The 20,111-nt window shown below is 64.5% G+C and carries 17 protein-coding genes and 1 pseudogene; 5 read left to right on the forward strand and 13 right to left on the reverse strand.

The window, feature by feature from the left end; all coding sequences use genetic code 11:
* Nucleotides 1–17 precede the first annotated feature (17 nt).
* From LU688_RS10460 to LU688_RS10470, 3 genes are all read left to right on the forward strand, one after another.
* Nucleotides 18–4,238: a hemagglutinin repeat-containing protein gene (locus LU688_RS10460; protein WP_232887978.1), complete on the forward strand. Its 4,221-nt coding sequence runs from the start codon at nucleotides 18–20 to the stop codon at nucleotides 4,236–4,238.
* A 206-nt stretch (nucleotides 4,239–4,444) separates the two neighbouring features.
* Nucleotides 4,445–7,165 carry a hypothetical protein gene (locus LU688_RS10465; protein WP_094010480.1) on the forward strand — a complete coding sequence of 907 codons (2,721 nt, stop codon included), beginning with the start codon at nucleotides 4,445–4,447 and terminating at the stop codon, nucleotides 7,163–7,165.
* Between the two features lie 2 nt (nucleotides 7,166–7,167).
* Nucleotides 7,168–8,226: a ComEC/Rec2 family competence protein gene (locus LU688_RS10470; protein ID WP_094010479.1), complete on the forward strand. Its 1,059-nt coding sequence runs from the start codon at nucleotides 7,168–7,170 to the stop codon at nucleotides 8,224–8,226.
* A gap of 95 nt (nucleotides 8,227–8,321) precedes the next feature.
* Here LU688_RS10470 and glsB read toward each other — a convergent pair whose 3' ends face one another.
* The 5 genes and pseudogenes from glsB to LU688_RS10495 all read right to left on the reverse strand — a co-directional run bounded on the left by glsB (nucleotide 8,322) and on the right by LU688_RS10495 (nucleotide 13,034).
* Nucleotides 8,322–9,239 (reverse strand): glutaminase B, encoded by a 918-nt coding sequence (gene glsB / locus LU688_RS10475; RefSeq protein ID WP_160290861.1) that lies wholly within the window; start codon nucleotides 9,237–9,239, stop codon nucleotides 8,322–8,324.
* Nucleotides 9,240–9,388: 149 nt separating this feature from the next.
* Entirely contained in the window at nucleotides 9,389–9,895 is a 507-nt protein-coding gene (locus LU688_RS10480; RefSeq protein ID WP_232887990.1) for a GNAT family N-acetyltransferase, read from the reverse strand.
* Nucleotides 9,896–9,904: 9 nt separating this feature from the next.
* Nucleotides 9,905–10,462, reverse strand: a pseudogene (locus tag LU688_RS10485) (HD domain-containing protein); the annotation flags it as partial.
* A 96-nt stretch (nucleotides 10,463–10,558) separates the two neighbouring features.
* Nucleotides 10,559–11,764 (reverse strand): diaminopropionate ammonia-lyase, encoded by a 1,206-nt coding sequence (locus tag LU688_RS10490; protein WP_160290863.1) that lies wholly within the window; start codon nucleotides 11,762–11,764, stop codon nucleotides 10,559–10,561.
* 34 nt (nucleotides 11,765–11,798) lie between these two features.
* Nucleotides 11,799–13,034 carry a Zn-dependent hydrolase gene (locus tag LU688_RS10495; protein ID WP_094010477.1) on the reverse strand — a complete coding sequence of 412 codons (1,236 nt, stop codon included), beginning with the start codon at nucleotides 13,032–13,034 and terminating at the stop codon, nucleotides 11,799–11,801.
* A 131-nt stretch (nucleotides 13,035–13,165) separates the two neighbouring features.
* On the opposite strand from LU688_RS10495, the gene LU688_RS10500 reads away from it, so the two are divergent.
* Nucleotides 13,166–13,627, forward strand: coding sequence for an Lrp/AsnC family transcriptional regulator (locus LU688_RS10500; RefSeq protein WP_023632458.1), 462 nt, complete (start codon nucleotides 13,166–13,168; stop codon nucleotides 13,625–13,627).
* Between the two features lie 7 nt (nucleotides 13,628–13,634).
* Here LU688_RS10500 and LU688_RS10505 read toward each other — a convergent pair whose 3' ends face one another.
* From LU688_RS10505 to LU688_RS10520, 4 genes are all read right to left on the reverse strand, one after another.
* Entirely contained in the window at nucleotides 13,635–14,288 is a 654-nt protein-coding gene (locus LU688_RS10505) for an HD domain-containing protein (RefSeq protein ID WP_023632459.1), read from the reverse strand.
* Between the two features lie 174 nt (nucleotides 14,289–14,462).
* Nucleotides 14,463–14,756 (reverse strand): hypothetical protein, encoded by a 294-nt coding sequence (locus tag LU688_RS27945; RefSeq protein ID WP_371041473.1) that lies wholly within the window; start codon nucleotides 14,754–14,756, stop codon nucleotides 14,463–14,465.
* Between the two features lie 134 nt (nucleotides 14,757–14,890).
* Complete coding sequence (locus tag LU688_RS10515; RefSeq protein ID WP_232887977.1) at nucleotides 14,891–15,274, reverse strand: tautomerase family protein; 384 nt, start codon at nucleotides 15,272–15,274, stop codon at nucleotides 14,891–14,893.
* Between the two features lie 96 nt (nucleotides 15,275–15,370).
* The gene (locus LU688_RS10520) at nucleotides 15,371–15,688 is read right to left on the reverse strand and encodes a hypothetical protein (protein ID WP_160290865.1); all 318 of its coding nucleotides are present in this window, start codon (nucleotides 15,686–15,688) and stop codon (nucleotides 15,371–15,373) included.
* A 226-nt stretch (nucleotides 15,689–15,914) separates the two neighbouring features.
* Between LU688_RS10520 and bla the strand changes: the two genes are divergently transcribed.
* The gene (bla, locus tag LU688_RS10525; protein ID WP_081941224.1) at nucleotides 15,915–16,790 is read left to right on the forward strand and encodes a class A beta-lactamase; all 876 of its coding nucleotides are present in this window, start codon (nucleotides 15,915–15,917) and stop codon (nucleotides 16,788–16,790) included.
* Between the two features lie 61 nt (nucleotides 16,791–16,851).
* Here the strand turns inward: bla and LU688_RS10530 are convergent, their stop codons facing one another.
* From LU688_RS10530 to LU688_RS10545, 4 genes are all read right to left on the reverse strand, one after another.
* A complete protein-coding gene (locus LU688_RS10530) occupies nucleotides 16,852–17,715 on the reverse strand; it encodes a sensor domain-containing diguanylate cyclase (protein ID WP_094010474.1) in 864 nt (287 codons plus the stop codon).
* A 227-nt stretch (nucleotides 17,716–17,942) separates the two neighbouring features.
* Nucleotides 17,943–18,758, reverse strand: coding sequence for an isocitrate lyase/PEP mutase family protein (locus LU688_RS10535; RefSeq protein ID WP_038705803.1), 816 nt, complete (start codon nucleotides 18,756–18,758; stop codon nucleotides 17,943–17,945).
* Nucleotides 18,759–18,925: 167 nt separating this feature from the next.
* Complete coding sequence (locus tag LU688_RS10540) at nucleotides 18,926–19,306, reverse strand: hypothetical protein (RefSeq protein WP_094010472.1); 381 nt, start codon at nucleotides 19,304–19,306, stop codon at nucleotides 18,926–18,928.
* Between the two features lie 180 nt (nucleotides 19,307–19,486).
* A complete protein-coding gene (locus tag LU688_RS10545) occupies nucleotides 19,487–20,092 on the reverse strand; it encodes a hypothetical protein (protein WP_160290866.1) in 606 nt (201 codons plus the stop codon).
* Nucleotides 20,093–20,111: the final 19 nt, after the last annotated feature.

Raw genomic sequence — 20,111 nt, forward strand, 5'->3', positions numbered from 1 at the left:
TACATGGAGAGTGACCTATGCCCAAGACCCCCTTTACCTTCAATTTGTCCCCGCAAGGCAAGCTGCGCTGGGCGATCGCCAGCCTGCTGCTGGCCACCAGCCTGCCCCAGGCGCTGGCCGGCGGCGTGGTGGTCGCCCCCGGGCCCGGGGGCACGGCGCAACTGCAGACCCAGGGCGGCGTGCCCATCGTCAATATCGTCGCCCCCAACGGCGCGGGCCTGTCGCATAACCAGTTCCTCGACTACAACGTCGACCGCCAGGGCCTGGTACTGAACAACGCCCTGCAGGCCGGGCACTCGCAGCTGGCCGGCGAGCTGGCGGCCAACCCGCAGTTCCAGGGCCAGGCGGCGAGCGTGATCCTCAATGAAGTGGTCAGCCGCAATGCCTCCGCCATCAATGGCGCCCAGGAAATCTTCGGCCGTGCCGCCGACTACGTGCTGGCCAACCCCAACGGCATCTCGGTCAACGGCGCCAGCTTCATCAACGCGCCCAACGCCAGCCTGGTGGTGGGCCGGCCCGAGCTGGAAGCGGGCCGGCTCAAGGCCCTGGGCACCCAGGACGCCAACGGCCGGTTGCAGGTGCAGGGCGCTGGCCTGCGCAACGACGGCGGTTCGGTCAACCTGATCGCCCCGCGCATCGACAGCCAGGGCCGCCTGGATGCCCGGGACCAGCTCAACCTCACCGTGGGCCGCAACCAGGTGGATTACACTAGCGGCCAGGTCAAGGTGCTTGACGGGGGCGCGGCCAGCGGCGAGCAGCGTATCGACGCCAGCCTGTTCGGCGCGATGCAGGCCGGGCGCATCAATATCGTCAGCACCGCGCAGGGTGCCGGGGTGCGGGTCGGGCCGGAGCAGATCGAAGGCCGCGACGGCGTGCGCATCGACTCGGCGGGTGACCTGAACATCAGCGGCGCCGCCGTGGCCGACTCGCTGCAAGCGACCCGCGCGGGCGTGCGCAGCAGCCAGGGCAATGTGCAACTGCGTGGTGCCCAGGACCTGACCCTGGCAGCCGCCGACGTGGCCGGGCGCGACGTCAAGCTCGACGCAGGGCGCAACCTCACCCTGAGCACCGTGCAAAGCCGCAAGCTTCAGGAAAAACGCGAGAACTGGCGCAGCGGCGCGTTGGGCATCGATTGGGAAACCTACCAACGCACCCAGACCGACAGTGATACCCGCGAGCATGGGGTGCAGGTCGTGGCCCAACGTGATGTACGGGCGAACGCCGGCCAGGATCTCACCGTCAATGCCACCAGCATCGAGGCGCCCGGCCAACTGAGTCTGAACAGCGGTGGCGACCTGCGCCTGACCGCCGCCACCGAACGCCAGGTCAACAGCGACCAGGGCAAGCACACCAAGGGCTTCTGGAAGGCCGACTGGGACAACCGCAGCGAAACCCAGCGCAGCGTCACCAGCCAGCTCAAGGGCGGCGATATCGAACTGCGGGCCAAGGCTTCGGTGCTGGCTGAAGGTGCCCAGCTGACCAGCGGCCAGGACATCCGCATCGCCGGCAAGCAGGTGCAGATCAGCAACGCCTCGCGCACCGACCAGCGCGACAGTCAGAACCAGCAGAGCAAGTTCTTCGGCGTCAGCCACAACGAAGCCAAGCAGAACAGCCGGGAAAGCACCGCCGTGCGCAGCGAGCTGGTGGCCGGTGGCAGTGTCGGCCTGAACAGCGCCGAAAGCATCGAGGTGGTCGGCTCCACGGTCAAGGCCACCGGCGCGTTGAACGCTGACGCGGCGGGCGACCTGAAAGTCGCCTCGGCCCAGGACACCCGCGAGCATGGCAGCGCCAGCAGCAGCCGTGGTTTCGTGGCCTCGGCCAAGGAGACCGCGTCGGGCTCGGGGCAGTATCGCGCTGGCGTCGGCTATGCGAGCGATCGCCAGAGCGCCACTGGCAGCCAGGTCAGCCAGCAGGGTTCCAGCCTCAGCGGCAGCGAGGTTCAGCTGACCGCCGGCGCTGACCTGACCGTCAAGGGCGCAGCGGTGAAGTCCACCGCAGGCGATACCACCCTGACCGGCAAGCAGGTGTCGTTGCTGGCCGAGCAGGACAGCCGCAGCGAGTCCCGCGACAGCAGCCACACCGGGGGTGGCGTCTACCTCACCGCCGGCCTCGACCGTGCCGGCGCCGGGGTCGAATTCGCCCATGGCACCCAGCAGGACACCTCGAACAGCAGCACTGCCAAGACCACCGGCATCGACAGCGCCGGCAGCTTGACCATCAAGGCCGACACCCTGGCCAGTGAAGGCGCGCAGGTCAACAGCGCCGGCACCCTCAGCGTCAGCGCCAACCAGGTGGACAACCGCGCGGCTCGCGACACCAGCAGCAGCAGCCACCAGCAGAGCAACTGGACGGCGGATGTCGGCGTCAATGTCGAGTACAAGGACATCGCCCGGCCGATCGCCGGGGTGGTCAAGGATGTGGTGGGCGGCAAGGTATCGGTGAAGGACGCGCTCGACGGCAAGCTGCCGCTGGGCGATGTCAAGGACGTGCTTGCCGGCAATACCACGTTGACCGACGCCTTGGGCAAGCTCGGCACGCCGAACCTGGGCGTCGACCTGGCCGTGGGCCATGCCAGCCAGCAGCAGGGCGAGCAGGCCGGCACCGCGGTGGTCAGCCAGTTCAACGGCCAGGGCGTCCAGCTGGACGTGGCCGGTGCGCTGAAGGACCAGGGGACCCAGTACAACGCCAACGGCGGCGCGCTGAACATCAAGGCCGGCGCGTTGCAGGCCGACGCCGCCAGCAACACCCACAGCCGCAGCGAGCAGCAGGTGAATGCCGATGTATCCGCCCGGGTCTACACCAAGACCGGCGAGGACCTGAATGTAACCGCCAGTGGTTCGGGGGGGAGCAAGAGCCTGGCCGAAGACCGTTCCACTGCCGTGGTCGGCACCTTCACTGGCAATCAGGGCCTGAACATCCAGGTCGGCGGCGATGCCCGCTTCGAAGGCAGCCGCCTCGACGGTGGCCAGGGCGCGGTGGCCGTCAACACTGGCGGCAAGCTGGCCCTGCAGCAGGCCAGCAACCATGAGCGTCGCGACACCAGCAGCCTCGCTGGCAGCGCTTCGCTGACCGTGGGTACCTTGCCGGTGGGCGACAAGGTCGACCTGGGCGCGGGGCTGCAACTCGACCATGCCGGCGCACACAGCGCCGACAGCAAGGCCCAGGTGGCGAGCATCAGCGGCAGCGGCCCGGTGCGGCTGGGCAGCGGTGGCGACCAGACCTTGCAAGGTACGCGCATCGACGCGGCGGGCCCGGCCGAACTCAAGACCGGTGGCGCTCTTGACCTGCAGGCCGCCAGCGACACCCGGACCGTCAGCGGCAGCCACCTGGGCGGCGGCCTCAACCTCGGCGGCAAGGCAGCCACCGGCGAGCAGGGCCGCGACCTGAGCGGCAAGCTGGGCGGCAACTTCAATGTGGGCCAGACCAACGAACGCTCGCAGACCCTGAGCGGCGGCCAGCTGAACAGCCACGCCAATGTGGACCTGGCTGGCCAGTCGGTGCATCTGCAGGGCACGCAGGTCGCAGCTAGGGGCGTCAACGTCGGCGCAGGCGAGGGTGGCCTGGCGCTGGAATCGGCGCAGTCCACCCAGAGCCGCAACAACTGGGGCGTCGAGCTGAAGGCCGGCGGCAACCTGAGCCGCAATACCCCGGTCGACGCCGGCCAGCAGGCCACTGCGTCCCATGATTTCGACCTCGGCGGCAAGGTGCATGTGGATCATCTGCAGGGCACCACCCAGCAGAACAGCCGGATCGCCGCCGACACGGTGGCGTTGAACAGCACGGGCGCGGCGCAACTGAGCGGCGCCCGTGTCGAAGGCCAGCACATCGGCGGCAAGCTCGACGGCGGGCTCAGCATCCAGGAGCGTCAGGACACCACCACCTCGGTGCGTCTCGACCTGGGCGCCGGCCTGGTCGGCAAGCCGGGCGAGGCCAAGGAGGGCGAAGCCAAGCCCGCCTTCGGCTACACGCCGTCGTTCAATGCCCAGGGCGAGTTCGTGCGCAAGGCCGGGGTCCAGGAAACGTCGCAGATCACGGCGCAGCGCGAGCTGGGGCTGCAGGTCAAGGGCGTGGAGCAGGGCGGTAACACGGTCGGGGCCGAGGTGAAACCGCTCGGTTACCAGGTCAAGGCTACCCTCGACCTGCCCAAGCTGCCTGAAGCCGGCCTGCCCAGCGTATCGCTGGATGACGGCAAGCTGAAGGTCGGGCCGGTGACGGTCGAAGGTCATGTCGATGGCTGAGCATCTGCCCTCACACCAATGAGGTCCGGGGCGCTTTGCGCCCCTTTTTGTTGGTTTGCATTGGGGCGCGGTGCCTGTAGTCCGATCAATGATGCAGAGATGGCTTTAGGCCAGCGTTAAGCGTTATCTTCCCCTCCAATTTTGCTTTTGCGACCCACGCCGACTCGATACGGCACGGCGTTGCGTCGAATGGAAGGACGCCAGGAATGAATCGAAAGGAAAAAGACATCCTGTGGTTGGGTGAGGAGTACGCCTCGCTTGGGCCTGCAGTACGTGCGGCATTGGGTATCCTGCTGGAGCGCGGTGAGTGGGCGTGGTGGGATGCTCGAGCGCTGATACCGGTCCACCTGGAGAAAGCTGTTTGGCGCAACGGGCCGGTCAGTTGGGGGGGGGATGCCAGCGTGCTCGATGCAGAGCAGTGGGTCGATCCTCTGCGCGCCATCGCGCTTGGGCGGGCCTTTGAGAGTTTGTCATGGCGAGAGATGCCAGCGATCAAGCTTTCAAGATCGGTATGGGATTGGGAGGGGGGAGCCGATACCATCGCCTCGGTTTTAAGCGAGCTTTCCCTGCTGGTGGGGCCGGGTTATGTCTTTCCAGAATGGCAGCGTAATGCCAAACCTCGCTTTCCGCGGATCCACAAGGAGCGACCACGATCCTATGTGGCCGCTGGCCCTGATTTACCCTTAGAGAATCTATTGGTGGGGGAGTCGGAGCAACTGTCCTGGGAGCTGGCCACGCGTCGTGACGATGTGGTCGACATTCTGGTAGTCAGCAACCTCGAGTCCTTACGCGCGGTCGCTGCTGCAAAACTGGTCATCGTTCAGGGCAATCCACTGGGTAGCGTGCTCGCACAGGTCAGCCGTTTGCGTGATGACCTGAGTGCACAGTGTGTGTTGCAGATTAACGCTGCTAACCACGGCGTCATTCATTGGCTACATAATGTGCTGTGGTTGTGGTCCTATGCAGGCATGACCTTCGTCCAGGCAGTCAGGCAGGCAACGGATGAGCGTGGTCTGCAGTTCCACGTCCTTTCTTCCACGCAATCCTTCTTGAATGTTCGTGGGGGTTTTCCCGAAGACTCAATGATCAAGGCACGGAGGGTTCCTGACCCTGTACGCCGCGATCCAGGACCGGATCGACTTACGCCTGGGGTTATCGATTCCGTATCGAAAGAGCTCGTCAAGGAGACGCCGTCCATCGTGCCGCCCAAGGAGCCCCCGCCAAAGGTGTTGCCGCCGGAGATTACAGAGCGGCCAGTCGAGGATTACCGCGTTCCTGTTTTGCGCCCAATGCCTGATACTCGGCCGCCTTCTCCCTCTAGGGAGGCCGTTTCTCGGCCTCGGCGTCCAGTGAAGCCGAGGCCGTCCCCGCCGATCGAAAGGGTGCTGACTGCATCGGCCCGACAGGGCCAGAACCCAGTCGATTACTGGCCGACAACAGGCCAGGTCGAGTTGGATCTTGCGATTGTGGTAAAGACGCCGTTGCAATCCGGCACCCCGACATTCCCGGAGGACAGAATCGAGTGGGTAGATGATTACAAGGGGCTGCAGATCCACTTGTTCGAGTTTGGGCAAGCCCCCGTGACTCGTCCGCTGTACTTGCCAAAGACTGATGGGTCAGGAGTCGTTACCTTTATCCGGGAGGGGAGATGTGGCGAGGTCGACCTGCGCTTTGTGGTAAGCGACGGTGCGCAAATCCTTCAAACCGCCCGGTTGCAGGCTAAGCCGAATGAAACCATCAGTTTCTTTATCGAGAATGTGGTCACACCGCTGCATCGTGAAAAGAAGACGTTCGACCTTGCCCTGCTGGTCAACGACAGTCTGGGTAACCAGCCCAGCGTTTCTATCATTACCCAGGCAGGGAAACCGATATTCGTTCCGTTGGGCAATGATGAAATCGCAGAGGCCCGTAAAGAACTGCTATTTACGCTGCAGAGTGCGGTGAATAACCCCGAGGCAGATCTGGCCCCGCTGATGATGGACCTGGCAAACGACGGCGCGCTGCTTCAGCGATTTTTGACAGAGCGCGAACCGCAGTGGCCGGGCAGTGAAGGGCGTTTGCAGCTGGTTTCGCAAGATCACGCATTCTTTCCGATCGAGTATCTATACGATGGGCCGATCCCACCGTCCAGAAAGGCTCCGCTGTGTAGTCAACGCGTGACGTGCCTCAAACGAGGAAGTGCCGAGCCGGGCTGTGGAATCCGAAAGGCCCGTGAGCAACTATGCCCAATGGGGTTCCTGGGTATATCGGGCATCATTGAGCGGCATACCTGGACGCCGGGACAAGCGCCGAACCTATGGAACAGACCGCCCGTTGAACAGCCCGGAAGGCATCGGATCGATGACCTGTCGAAGGTGGTCTTTACCGCCAGTGACCGGGCCGATGTGTTCTGGGACGGTGATGTCGAACAAGAGGTCGTGCGGCTCCACACGATTGAAACAGCACTTGCGGTCAAGCGGGTGGCAACGTGGGAGGATTGGACTTACAGGCTGGAACTGGAATCACCTTCGATGTTGCTCATGATTCTGCACAAGGACAAAAACTGGCTGTACACAGGGGCGGAAGATTCACTCTCACTTGGCGGCATGAGCGAGCAGCATGTAGGCGGTGCTCCCCTGGTGATCGCAATTGGGTGTTCGACTGGGTTGGGCGAAATGCCCGGGAGCAGTTTGCCGGCAATTTTGCGCAACTGTGGAGCGAGTGTAGTGATCGCGGCCATGACCAGCGTACTCGGCCGCCATGCCAACCGCGTGGCCCGTGATCTGGCCAAGCACTTGCGTCAGGCGGCCAGCGCATGGGGCACCGTTCATATTGGAGAGATCATCAGTGCGTTGCGCCGCCAGTTGTTGATCGAAGGCGTGGCGCTGGGGCTTGCCGTGGTCGCCTTCGGTGATGCCGATATCGCCCTGGGCAAGGATGGCAGGTGAGCATGTTCAGAGTCAGGTCTATACAGGTTGACCACGGTGATTCGCTGCTGGTCAGCTACACGAGCGATGGCCATGTCCGTCATCTTCTCGTGGACGGTGGTCCGGCAAATCCCTCTAAAACCTTGCAGAAGGTGCTGAACAAGGTACTCGGGGAAGAAGGTGTGAATGGCCGGCTTCGCCTTGAGGCACTGGTTGTCACGCATTATGACCTTGACCACATCGAAGGCGTGATCGAACTGTTGCAGCAGAAACCGTCCTGGCTTGAGATCGGTGATGTCTGGTTCAACGGTTACGAGCACCTGCAGCCCGTGGACAAACTTGGCCCTGCGCAGGGCGATAAGTTGAGCAGGTTGATTCGATCCCTTGGATTACCCTGGAATGCATCTTTCCCAAATGACAGGGCGGGTGGCGAAGGAGGGGCGATCCACCAGGGCGTCTTGCCAGTAACCCTGCCAGGAGGGCTTGAAGTGCGTGTGCTTTCTCCCGATGAGCCAGGTTTGAAAGCGCTCGCCAGAGTATGGACGAACCCTCAATCACCGCCGCCCGATGAAGGCGTAGTGCACGGTGATAGTTTAGGCCCGAATGATCGCTGGCCGCTGAATGACTATCGTGACTACCGCATCGGGGGGTTCACCGCTGATGGATCGACGCCCAATCGAAGTAGCATTGCTTTGCTTCTGACCTTCGACAACAAGCGGGTATTGCTGGCGGCCGATGCGTTAGCTTCAGTGGTCACCAGCGGTCTCAAGATGCATCTGCCCGATATCAGACCCATTGATCTTTTGAAGGTTTCCCACCATGGCAGCAAGCGCAACACAGATCGGGATTTGCTGGACAGGATCAACTGTCGGCGATTCTTGATCAGCACGAGTGGCGCGAAGCATAAACACCCTGACTTTGATCTGATTGCTTTGTTGCTGAGCAGAAACAACTGTCCAGACATCATTTTCAATTATGGCAAGGGCCATTGGCCTGGAGAGTGGCGAAACAAGCCGCCCAGCTGGCGGTTTAACGCTGTCTTTCCTCGGTCTAACGATCTGTTTGTGGACATTGAACTCTAGGCTTTGTACGAACAAGCGCTGGGCGGGGCGAGCCCTAGGCATGACGTCATCGCAGGTCATGTGTGCAACCAGGCCCTTGCCTGCAACGCCCTCGCTCAGACCGCCGAAAACACCGACCCGGTAATCCGTTCGCTCAACAGCTCCAGAACCCGCAACCCCGCCAGCGAGTTGCCCGAGGCGTTCAGCGCAGGCGACCACACGCAGATGCTGTAGCGCCCCGGCACCACCGCGACGATACCGCCGCCCACGCCGCTCTTGCCCGGCAGGCCGACCCGGTAGGCGAAATTGCCCGCCTCGTCATACAGCCCGCTGGTGGCCATGATCGCGTTCACCTGCTGCGCCTGGCGTGGGCTGAGCACCTGCTCGCCGCTGTGCGGGCAGTAGCCGCTGTTGGCCAGGAAGGCGAAGCCACGGGCGACGTCGGCGCAGCTCATCGACAGCGCGCAGTGGTGGAAGTAGCTGCGCAGCACCGCGTCGACATCGTTGTGGAGGTTGCCGAAGGCCTGCATCAGGTAGGCCATGGCCGCATTGCGTGCGCGGTGCTGGTACTCCGACTCGGCCACCACCGTGTCGCTGACGATACGCGGGTTGGCCGCCAGGCGGCGGACGAAGTCGCGCATCGACAGGGTCGGTGTGGCATAGCGCGATTGGTTGATGTCGCAGATCACCAGCGCCCCGGCATTGATGAACGGGTTGCGCGGGCGGCCCTTTTCCACCTCCAGCTGCACCAGCGAGTTGAACGCCTGCCCCGAAGGTTCGTAGCCCAGCCGCGACCAGATGTCCTCGCCGCTGTGATTGATCGCCTGCACCAGGCTGAACACTTTGGAGATGCTCTGGATCGAGAACGGCGTGCGCGCATCCCCGGCGCAGTGCAACTGGCCGTCCAGGCTCTGCACGGCGATGCCCAGCTGGTTGGGGTCGACCTGGGCGAGGGCGGGAATGTACTGCGCCACCTGGCCCTGGACGAGCAGGGGGCGGACGTGGTCGAGGATCTCTTGCAGGAGTGCTTGCATCGGAAAACCTGGTGCGGAGGAAAGACGCGGTGGAAAACGTTCAGGTAGACGATGGTCGCTGGCTGTGGAGCACATCTGCCCGCGTCGACTCTTGTGATGATGCGTTACCTGCAGGCGCCGGCTTGCCCCGCGCCTGCAGCGACCATGCTTTACGCGTTGGAGGTTGCCTCGAACGCCGTGGCGTACTGCACACTGCCCTTCGGCACATCACCGCTGAAGGCCAGGGCCTGGAAGTACTCGGCAGGCACCCCTGGCAAGGTCAGGCCCGGCTGGGCCTTGAAGCCGAAGCGGGCATAGTAGCGCGGGTCGCCCAGCACCACGCAGCCCTGGCCGCCAAGCCCATGCAGCCGGGCCAGCGCGGCATTGATCAGCGCCGAGCCTATGCCTTGCCCCTGGCGCGCCGGCGACACCGACACCGGCCCGAGGCCGAACCAGCCGCTGGCGCCCGACGCCAGGGTGACCGGGGAAGTCGCCACATGGCCGACGACGGTGCCGGCTTCCACTGCCACCAGCGAGACAGTGAGCTGCCCCGCCCGACGCAACGCCGTGACGATGAACTGCTCGGTGTGGCTGCTGTGCTCGGCGTCGGCGAAGGCGGCTTCGGTCAATTGGCCGATGGCGTCGATGTCTTCGGGGCGTTCGTCGCGCAGGGCGATGCCATTGTCCAGGTGTCTGCGCGTGTCGGCGTCGATCAGGCCGCGCAGGGCCTCAAACAGCGGAGTGGCGGCGGTGTAGCGCTTGCCGTAGTTGAGGTTGAAGGCGTAGTCGAAGCCCGGAGGGTTGCGGCCCTGGTTGTGCTGCAACAGGGTCTCCAGTTTGTCCAGGGCCTTGACCGCCTGGGCCTCGGCGGACGTCGCGGCTTCATAGTCTTCCCACAGCCCCATGATCTCCTCGCGCAGGGGCGCATCCAGGCTCGCCATCAGTTGCAGCAGGTCGTCGCGCTCCTGCTGGCTCTTGTCGGGGAAACCCTGCTTGCTGACGGCGGGCACGTCGCCGCTGATGGCCTCGCCGAGGTCGTGGACCAGGCACATCTTCAGGACCTTGAGCAGGTCGAGGTCGCCCAGTTCGTCGGCGAAGGTGATGGCCATCAGGCACAGCCGCCAGGTGTGCTCGGCGGTGCTTTCGGCACGGCCGCTGGAGGTATGGGCGCTGCGCAGCACGCTCTTGAGTTGTTCGGCCTGGCGCAGGAAGTCCAGGCGGTTCTGCAGCTTTTCGATGTTCATGGTCACTCCATGTCCTGGGGCGGTTCAGCGTGTCGGCATGATAACCCCAGACGCCTGTCGGCTTTCATGGATCTGACGCTTGCATGTTCGGGGTACTCAATCCCACGCCTGCTGCCGTGCCAGCACCGATGCCGGCGTTTCCCCCACCAACTCGGTATACAGGGCTGGCGCGGTGGCCCCTTCGGTGCTGATCAGCAACACCCTCGAAGCGCGCCCGAGGCCCACCCGGGCCGCCAGCGCAGGCACCGCCATCAACCGCGCCAACCCTGCCAGCCCGGCCACCGCCGACTCACCCGCCAGCAACGGAATGTCCCGGGCACTGCCTTGCGCCAGACGGCGCATCGCCGCGATGGCATCGCAGTCACCCAGGGTCATGAAGAAATCGACGCTCGGCTGCAGGAACCGCCATGCCAGTGGTGAGGTTTCCCCGCAGGCCAGCCCGGCCATCAACGAGTCCACCGAGCCGCTGGCGGCACCGGGCTGGCCAGCCATGGCGCTTTGCAGCAGGCAGTCGGCCTGCTCGGGTTCGACCACGATGAAGGTCGGACGCTGCTCACCCATCAGCTCCCACAGGTAGCTGACGATGCCCGCCGCCAAGCCACCCACGCCTCCTTGCAGGAACACATGGGTGAAGGCCGGGTCTTGTCCTCTGGCCTCGACCAGTTCGGCGGCGAGGGTTCCGTAACCCTGCATCACATCGCCGGGAATCTGTTCGTAGCCATCGTAGGACGTGTCTGAAACGACCTGCCAGCCGTGGGCCTGGGCCAAGCCCGCGGCGTGCGCCACCGAGGCGTCGTAGTTGCCCTCGACCCGTACGATCTGCGCGCCGTAGGCGGCAATGGCCTGTTCGCGCTCCATGCTGACGTGGGCGTGCAGGACGATGACGCAGCGACATCCCACGCTTTGCGCGGCGGCGGCCAGGGCGCGACCATGGTTGCCGTCGGTGGCGCTGACTACGCTGAAACCGGCCAGCTGGCTGGCGTACCGCCCGGCGAACAGGTCGGCGGCGGTGAAACCGTGCCCGGGGAAGGTGCGCAGGATCAGGCGCACCAGGGCGATGGGCGCCCCCAATGCCTTGAAACTGCCCAGGGGTGAGCGCACCGATTCGTCCTTGACCCGCACCTGGCCGACACCCAGTTCGGCGGCCAGGTCCGGCAGGTCGTAGAGTGGCGTGCCCGTGGCACGCAGTTGCGGCCAGTGCGCCAGCCATTGGCGGCTCTCGTTTGCCTGGCGGATGTTCATCAGGGCTTGCAGGGCGCGAGGGTAGGGCGTGCGGGTGGCGTTGGGGTTGGCGAAAAGCATGTGATTCTCCAATAGGTAGAGCAACAGGGCGGGATCAGCGTGTGGGGTTCAGCCGCGTGGTGACCACGTCCAGCAACACCCGCGCGCCGTCGAGCAACTGGGCGTCGTCGGTATGCTCGCGGGGGTTATGGCTGATACCGCCCTGGCTGGGCACGAAGATCATCGCCGCCGGGGCGATACGCGCGATCATCTGCGCGTCGTGCCCGGCGCCTGAGGTCATGCGCCGATGGCTCAGGCCCAGGCGCCGGGCGCTGGCCTCGATGGTGTTGGCCAGCGTGGCGTCGAATGTCACCGGCTGGAAACGCACCAACTGTTCGGTTTCGAGGGTGACCCCTTCGGCTTCGGCAAGCGCCCGGAGTATCCGCGCCAGGTGCGCCTCGGCCTGTTGCAGGCGCTGTTCATCCGGGTCGCGCAGGTCGACAGTAAAGGTGGCGCGGCGTGGGATCACGTTGATCACGTCGGGCTCGAAACGCATGCAGCCGGTGGTGGCCAGTGTCGTGCCGCTATCCCGGGCCAGGCGCCGCAGCTCGGTGACCGCGGCGCAGGCGACGAAGCCTGCGTCGTGGCGCAAGCGGGTCGGGGTGGTGCCGGCGTGGTTGGCGTTGCCTGTTACCGTCACCTGCTGCCAGGAGATCCCTTGCAGATCTTCGACCACCCCGATCTGCGTCTGCTCGGCTTCCAGTAGCGGCCCCTGTTCGATATGCAGCTCGAGGTACTCGTGGGGCATGATCGCGCCAGGTTCCATATCGCCGGCGTAGCCGATGCGTTGCAGCTCGTCACCCAGGCGGGTGCCATCGGTGCCGAGAGTATCCAGCGCCGTCTGCAGCGCGAGCCCGCCGGCATGCACCAGCGAGCCCATCATGTCCGGCTGGTAGCGCACGCCTTCCTCGTTGCTGAAGGCCGCCACGGTAATCGAGCGTGCGGGCGTCACGCCGGCCTCGCGGTAGGCCCGCTGTACCGCGAGCCCGGCCAGTACGCCATAGCAGCCGTCCAGGGCGCCGGCATTGGTAACGCTGTCGATATGCGAACCGATCATCAGCGGTGCGGCATCGCCGGGGGCGCGCAGCGTGCCGAAGATATTGCCGATGCGATCGATAGCGACTTCCAGTTCGAGCTCGCGCATCCAGGCAACCAGTCGGTCGCGGCCGGCCTTGTCCGTGTCGGTGAGGGCGATGCGCGTGCGGCCTCCGTTCTGCGCATCGGCGCCGATCTCGCCCAGTGCACGGATCTGTTCCAGCAGTTTCGGGCCGTTCAGGTGCAGTTTGATCATGCGTTTCTCCAGGGCCTCGTTCAAGCGGTGTGGGCGAAATGATATTTGCTTGTGCTGAACTGAAAGATTGATTTTCAGGCCAAAAGCGTAATTTCATTACGGGTGCATACGCCTGCCAGGACCCCACCTACATGAGCCTTGACCCCTTCGACCGCGCACTGCTCGACGCCGTGCAGCGTGATGCCAGCACTTCCCAGATCGACCTAGGCGTGCAGGTGAACCTGTCGTCGGCTGCGGTTAACCGCCGGCTGAAGAAACTCACCCAAGACGGCGTGATTCAGCGCACCGTGGCCCAGGTCGATCCGCTGGCGCTGGGTTACACGCTGACGGTGATCACCGAAGTGGAGGTGGAGAACGAGCGGCTCGACCTGCTCGACGCCATGAAGCGCACCTTCATGGCCTGCCCGCAGGTGCAGCAGTGCTACTACGTGGCGGGAGCATGCGACTTCGTGTTGATCATGCTGGTGCGGGACATGGCGCAGTACACCCAGTTGACGCGGGAGCTGTTCTTCCAGAGCAACAATGTGAAGCGCTTCAAGACGCTGGTGTCGATGAGCAATGTGAAGACCGGCTTGCAGGTGCCGGCGACCTGAGACGAGCTCAGGCCACGCCGATCTCATCCATGAAGTCGTCCAGGAACGACGCCAGCCGTTCATGCCGCAGCATGGCCAGGCGAGCCCCCGCGGTTGTCTGGAACCCCGAGGCGAGCTTGAGCAGCTTGGTGTGGAAATGCTCGATGGCGTACCGGTTGTCCTGGTGGTCTCGCCCTTCGGCGGTGGGGTTTTCGAAGTCGTACAGTGACGAGCCCATGCGGCCTGCGACATAAAAACAACGGGCGACGCCCACCGCGCCGAGGGCATCGAGGCGGTCGCTGTCCTGGAGGATCTTCGCCTCCAGGCTCAGCGGCGCGATGCCCGCCGAGAAACTGTGGGTCTGCACAGCATGGGCCGCTTGTTCGACGCGTGCCGATGGCCAGCCCATGTCAGTGAGGATCGCGGCGGCCCGTTCGGCCGACAGTGTCGAGGCCTGGCTGCGCAGAGGCGAGTTCTTCTCCACCGCCACGCAATCGTGCAGCACGGTGGCGGCGAGCAGCAGTTCAAGGTCGCCACCTTCCTTGGCCTGGATGCGCCGGACGTTGCTCCACACCCGCTGCACATGGGCGAGGTCGTGGGAGCCGTCGGTGCTGGCAACGGGCAGGCAGGGCAGCAGTTCGTCCGCCAGGTGCTGCAGGGGAAAGAACGGCGCGTTGGCCATCGCGTGTGCTCCATCAATCAGGGGAGGGGTTGAACATTGTTTCGGCGCGGCAACGGTATACCAATCGTCGCTGCTTCGGGCAGGGCGTGCGGTCAGCGGCAACACAGGCAACCACCGCGATGACGACAGTTGTCGGTATTGAGCGGGCGTGAGCTCGCGGTCAATACCGCAAGTTCAAAGACTGCCTGTTGTTCTGCCGGCTGGCTGGGCGAGAAATGCTGTTATCAGTGAAGTGACCTGCTGCTGGATCACCTCGCGGGCGCGGCCGTTATCGCCGTCCAGGCAAAAGATGCCATCGCCGGGCACTTGCGCTTCGAGCAATGACTGTGCGCCAGGCTTGCACGCATTGTCGGCGATCAGTTGCGCGGTGGTGGTCGCTGCGGTCGGGTACCAGACCACCATCTGCAGTGGGCGGCCAGTGTGCGAATCCTGCAGTGTGGAGGATTGGAAGCCGATGGGCGTTCTCATCGGCAAAGGCAAGCGTCGTCAGGCAAGCCCACAACAGTGCGCCGAAAACTGTTTTCAATCTCTTTTCTTCCTTGAATGGGTGCGTGTCATGCCGGGGTGGACGCAGGTCCTCTGCGACAGGTGATCGTTTTACCTCAGAGCGCGTACTGGGCGATACCGTTGCCGAACGACCAGTTCTCCTTGCGCACTTCGACCAGGTTGATGAACACGTCCTGCGGGCGGACCCCGGCCTCGCGTTCGAAGCCTTCGGCGATCGCCTGGTACAGCGCTTTCTTCTGCTCCAGGGTGCGGCCTTCGCTGAGGGTGATCTGGATGAACACCTGGCCGTCGGAGCGCTGGATGCCCAGGTACTGCGGGTCGAACACCAGGCGATCACCGTCGTGCTCGGTCAGGACCTGGAAGTTGTCGTGCTCGGGGACATTGATCGTGCGCCGCAGGCAGTCGTAGACGATCTGGCCAAGCGTGCGCAGGTGGGTCGGGTCGGGGTGGCGCTTGATGTCGATGCGTACCAGGGGCATGTGGACTCCTTGGGCTATGCCAGGCGAGACGCAGAAGCTGGTAGGACAGGGTCGGGGCAGGGCAGAGCCCGGCATGTGGCCGGGCTCTAGAAGGCATTACTGAGGCAACAGCTTTTGGGCGCGTTCGCTGGCGTTATTGAAGACCTCGATCAGTCTTTTCGCCAGTGCGTGTTCGATTGCCGCAGCGGTGAGCAGGCCCTCGGTGAAACCGATGCCCTGGTCCTTGGCGACCGCCAGTTGCTGGCTGTTCTCCGCTTCGGCCATGTCGCCGAGGTAGTGGGCTGCGCGAGAGGCGTAGCTGTCGAGGAGTGTCAGCTGTTTAAGCTCCTCCAACGAGCGACCAAACTGCTCGGCTGCGGCGGGCTTCATGCTGAGCTTCTCGTACTCGAGCAGGCTCAGGCGATCGGTAGTCAAGGCGAATCTCCGTTTCTTTGCGGGAATACCCGGTTACTTTCGTGCCTTTTGCCAGTCAGCGCAAGGGTGGCCAGGGCGGTGGCGCGAAAAGAATTGTCCTGGCACGGTCCCGGGAGAAGCACGTGTCATGCGCCCCGCTGGCCGCCCTGGGCACATCCTCTGCTTGGCGCGCATGCTAAAACGTTCTAGCCTTTGCGTTTTGCTCATTGCCGTAAGGAACACCCGCATGACTCCCACCCTCAGCCGCCGTCGCGTGCTCCAGGGCGCGCTCGGCTGCTCGGCCCTGCTGGCCCTGCCAACCTGGGCGGATGACCCGCTGCGCAAAGCATTGCAGCAACTGGAGGCCACAACCGGCAGCACGATCGGCCTGTGGGCCCTGGACACCGGCAGCGGCCAGCAACTCGCCTGGCGCGCCGAGGAGCGCTTCGCGTTCTGCAGCACCTTCAAGGCCATCCTCGCCGGCGCCATCCTGCACCGCAGCCAGGCCGAGCCGGGATTGCTGGAGCGGCGTATCGCCTACGGCGCCGAACAGCTGGTGGTGTATTCCCCGGTCACCGAAAAGCACGTGGGCGCCGGCATGACCGTCGCCGGGCTCTGCGCCGCCGCGGTGCAGTACAGCGACAACACTGCCGGCAACCTGTTGCTTGAGCTGGTCGGTGGCCCGTCGGGTCTTACGGCGTTTACCCGCAGCCTGGGTGACCCGACGTTCCGCCTCGACCGCAACGAACCGACCCTCAACACCGCCTTGCCGGGCGATCCGCGTGACACCACCACACCCCTGGCGATGGGGGTGACCCTGCAGCGTCTGTTGCTGGGCGACGGCCTGGCTGCTGCCGAGCGCCAACAGCTGCAGGATTGGCTCAAGGGCAACACCACGGGCGATGCCCGCATCCGCGCCGGTGTGCCGAAGGATTGGGTGGTGGGTGACAAGACCGGGTCGGGTGACTACGGTGTGGCCAACGATGTCGCGGTCATCTGGCCCAAAGGCCGGGCGCCGTGGATCGTGGTGGTGTTCAGCCGTGGAACCAAGGCGGATGCGCCATGGAACAGCGAGACGATCGCGGCAGCCACGCGGGTGGTCGTGGAGGCCTGGAAGGGCTGAGCAATCGCTTGGACCATTACCCGAACGCGTGGGAGTGGGCTTGCCCCGCGATGAGGTCGGCTCACCCTACGCGTACGCGCCGCCGTTTCTTGAGGTACATCTGGCCATCGGCATGGCTGAGCAAGGTGTCGGCATCCTCGCCATCGCTGGGGTAGCAGGCCACGCCGATGCTGCAGGAAGGCATCAGGACCTCGCCGAACTCGGCGCCGAGCGGTTGCTCCATGACCTTGGCGATCTGCTCGACCATCTCGTACACGGCATCCTCCGAGGGCACGTCAGTCAGCAGCACGATGAACTCGTCGCCGCCGATCCGCGCCACGGTGTCCGCCGCCTGCACACTGTCCTGCAGCCGGCGGGCGATGGTGCACAGCACGCGGTCGCCAGCAGCATGGCCATGCACATCATTGATGCCCTTGAAATCATTGACGTCGAGAAACAGCAAGGCCAGCCGTCGGCGCTGCTGGCGAGCCATGCGCAGGGCCGTGGCGAGGCGATCGTTGAACAGCGAGCGGTTGGTCAATTTGGTCAGCGGGTCGTGATGGGCGAGGAAGCGTAGTTCCTGCTCGGCCTGGGTGAGGGCGGTGACGTTGCGGGCCACACCGATCCGCGCGCCTACTTCATCGGACCAGGAGGCCGCCCAGAGAATGTGCACGATCTCGCCATCCTTGCGCACATAGCGGTTGCGAAAGTCGCAGTGGGCGTTGCCGTTCATCACCCGCACGATCGAGGCGCGGGTGGCCTCCAGGTCATCCGGGTGCATGTAGCGGGTGATCGGGGTGCCGGTGAGCTCGTCGGCGCGGTAGCCGAGCAAGGCCTCGCAGGCATCGCTCACGAACACGATGGTGTCCTCCCGGTCGACCACGAACACGGTGTCCAGCATCAGGTGGATCAGCCTGGGGTAGAGCGCTTGCAGGTCGACGGGCATAGGGCGGGGGTGTCCGATACGGGTAGCCCGGTCATGGTCCGATCACGCAGGGCGGCCGCGCGATGTCCTGCAAGCCGCCGTGGGCAGCTTGCCGCGCCCGAGCAGCATACACAGGGTCGGGGGCGGGGCACTACCGGTATGACGTTCATGTGTTGCGACCCGGCGCGTGGAGCCGCGAAGGTTTGCACGTGCAGCCTCAGCTTCTGCACGTGCAGCCTTTGCTTCGTTCAGGTGTTATCAGCCTTGGTGGCCATCAGTGCGTTGAGTTCTGCATAGCTGTGGGCCTTCAACCCGCTGGTGTCGAGCTGTCCGTTTTCCAGGAAGCGCTGGGTCAGGCCGCTCATGGCACCGTAGAGAAACTCGGCGATGCTCGAACCGGCGCTCAGGCGGCGAACGCCAAGCCGTTGCAATTCGGCAGAGCTGGGCAAGCCTGCGCGCCAGAGTAGGTTGACCGGCAACGTCACCTCCCGGCACAGCGTGGCGATCTCGCCGGGCTCGACCACGCCGGCGGCGAACAGCCCGTTTGCGCCACCGGCGGCATACTGCGTGGCGCGACGCAGGAGCTCTTCGAGGCGTTGCTCGGCGGGCAGCAGGTGCTTCAGGTAGACATCGCTGCGCACGTTGATGAACAGGTCGACCCCGCGCTGGCTGGCGGCGTTTCTGGCGGCGTCGAGCTTGCGCAGGAGCTGTTCGGGGGGTTGGGTGCCGTCCTCGATGTTGATGCCCACCGCGCCGGCGGCGATGACGGTCTCGACGACCTTGGCGACCTGTTCGGGAGCGTCCGAGTAGCCGCCTTCTATATCAACGGTCAGCGGCACGTTGAGTACCCTTGCCATCGACTCGACGGTGCCGGCCAGCAGCGCCAAGGGCAGCTTGTCACCATCCTGGTAACCATGGGACCAGGCCACGGCGGCGCTGCTGGTGGCAACTGCCTTGCTGCCCTGGCGCTCGACCAGGCGTGCACCGCCGGCGTCCGCCACATTGGCCAGCAGCAACAGCCCTTGCCGGTGAAGGTCATGAAAAACGCGATCCATTGCTGCCATGAGTGCATGACTCCGTCGAATATCCTGAAGAGGGTTTGCTGCGCGCCCTAGATTGCCATTCAACAGGTCGGGCCTGCACGATTTTTCAAGATATTCCAGCGAAGCGTTGCGGTGGACTCCAGCCCCCAGTGGAGCTTCAGCGCGGAGCTGAATACAAGGGGTGCTGATCAGCGGCGATAGTAACGACGCTCGTCGTCATAGCGATGGTGCAGGGCGCGATCATGGTGGCGGTCCCAGTAGCGTTGCCGCTCCATTGCCCGGCGGTGCTGCTCCCGGCGCCATTGTTCGCGGCGCCACTGCTCTCGGCGCCAGTCGTCGCGGTGGTCATGCCAGCGCTCGTCGTGGCGGTAGCGGTCGTCATGGGCCAGCAGCGCTGCCGATGGCGCGCTTGCCAGGCTGGGCCAGGGGTGTTCGGCTGCGGGATGGCTCGCCGCGTCGAGGACCAGGGCGGAAGGTACAACAGTCTTCATCGGTGCGGCGGATGCCGAGCCTGCGGCCGCGAGTGCGAACAGGCCAACGAGCAGCATGCATGGGGCAGGGATTTTCATCAGTGAAGACAACCTCTGTGGGCAATTGAGCGTGTGGCCAGCGGATGCCCGGACAGCCGCGTGGCGCACTCACCCAATAGACCGGCAAAACGGAAAAAGTTCTGCCGGGCCCATGGCGGAATCATCAACGACTTCAGTGCGTTGCGCCTGGCGCGAGCCGGGCCACCTGATCGCCCTTGATCACTTCACCTGGCCGTTGTACACCACGGTCGCGGCGCCGTCCTTCTTGATGGTCAGCTTGTTGCCCTCGGCCATGCTTTCGACCATTTCCGAGCAGCCGTCCACCTCCGCCTTGCCGTCCACATGCTCGCTGGCGGTGTCGAAGCTGAAGACATAGGTGGACGCCGGGCAGGCATTGCCGCCTTCGCCCGTGGACACAACGAGTACATAGCGGTTGGGGCCGAACGTATAGGCCTTTTCGATGGCAACGTAGCCGGTGCTTTCGGCATCGGCGACGACGGCCTCCATGACGTTCGTCACGCCCGCCCGGGACTGGTAGTTCAGCGCGGTGCCCAGTTCCATGCCTTGCACGGTGAACGGCCCGGCGCCTTCGTCGCCGACTGGCAGCGGCTCGTAGGCGATGCTCGGCGCCAGTGGCGCGCTGGCCGGTTTGGCCAGCAGCGCGGGTTGCGGCTGGGGGTTGATGCACTGTCCACTTTCACAGATGCGCTCACCTTTGCAGTCGGTGTCCTTGGCGCATTGGCCAGACACTGCAGCGGTCTGTTCGGCCTTGTCGCAGCCGGCGATGGCCAGGGTGAGGAGGGCGAGGGTAAGCAGTGGCTTCATCAGCGAAGTCCTTTTCATG

It is taken from the genome of Pseudomonas soli (assembly GCF_021283165.2).
Lineage (GTDB): Bacteria > Pseudomonadota > Gammaproteobacteria > Pseudomonadales > Pseudomonadaceae > Aquipseudomonas > Aquipseudomonas soli.

What these genes read in the sequence shown, in the direction of transcription:
- LU688_RS10460 (WP_232887978.1), top strand. Translation starts at nt 18, where the DNA reads ATGCCCAAGACCCCCTTTACCTTCAATTTGTCCCCGCAAGGCAAGCTG.
- LU688_RS10465 (WP_094010480.1), top strand. Translation starts at nt 4,445, where the DNA reads ATGAATCGAAAGGAAAAAGACATCCTGTGGTTGGGTGAGGAGTACGCC.
- LU688_RS10470 (WP_094010479.1), top strand. Translation starts at nt 7,168, where the DNA reads ATGTTCAGAGTCAGGTCTATACAGGTTGACCACGGTGATTCGCTGCTG.
- glsB (WP_160290861.1), bottom strand. Translation starts at nt 9,239, where the DNA reads ATGCAAGCACTCCTGCAAGAGATCCTCGACCACGTCCGCCCCCTGCTC.
- LU688_RS10490 (WP_160290863.1), bottom strand. Translation starts at nt 11,764, where the DNA reads ATGCTTTTCGCCAACCCCAACGCCACCCGCACGCCCTACCCTCGCGCC.
- LU688_RS10495 (WP_094010477.1), bottom strand. Translation starts at nt 13,034, where the DNA reads ATGATCAAACTGCACCTGAACGGCCCGAAACTGCTGGAACAGATCCGT.
- LU688_RS10500 (WP_023632458.1), top strand. Translation starts at nt 13,166, where the DNA reads ATGAGCCTTGACCCCTTCGACCGCGCACTGCTCGACGCCGTGCAGCGT.
- LU688_RS10505 (WP_023632459.1), bottom strand. Translation starts at nt 14,288, where the DNA reads ATGGCCAACGCGCCGTTCTTTCCCCTGCAGCACCTGGCGGACGAACTG.
- LU688_RS27945 (WP_371041473.1), bottom strand. Translation starts at nt 14,756, where the DNA reads ATGAGAACGCCCATCGGCTTCCAATCCTCCACACTGCAGGATTCGCAC.
- LU688_RS10515 (WP_232887977.1), bottom strand. Translation starts at nt 15,274, where the DNA reads ATGCCCCTGGTACGCATCGACATCAAGCGCCACCCCGACCCGACCCAC.
- bla (WP_081941224.1), top strand. Translation starts at nt 15,915, where the DNA reads ATGACTCCCACCCTCAGCCGCCGTCGCGTGCTCCAGGGCGCGCTCGGC.
- LU688_RS10530 (WP_094010474.1), bottom strand. Translation starts at nt 17,715, where the DNA reads ATGCCCGTCGACCTGCAAGCGCTCTACCCCAGGCTGATCCACCTGATG.
- LU688_RS10535 (WP_038705803.1), bottom strand. Translation starts at nt 18,758, where the DNA reads ATGGCAGCAATGGATCGCGTTTTTCATGACCTTCACCGGCAAGGGCTG.
- LU688_RS10540 (WP_094010472.1), bottom strand. Translation starts at nt 19,306, where the DNA reads ATGAAAATCCCTGCCCCATGCATGCTGCTCGTTGGCCTGTTCGCACTC.
- LU688_RS10545 (WP_160290866.1), bottom strand. Translation starts at nt 20,092, where the DNA reads ATGAAGCCACTGCTTACCCTCGCCCTCCTCACCCTGGCCATCGCCGGC.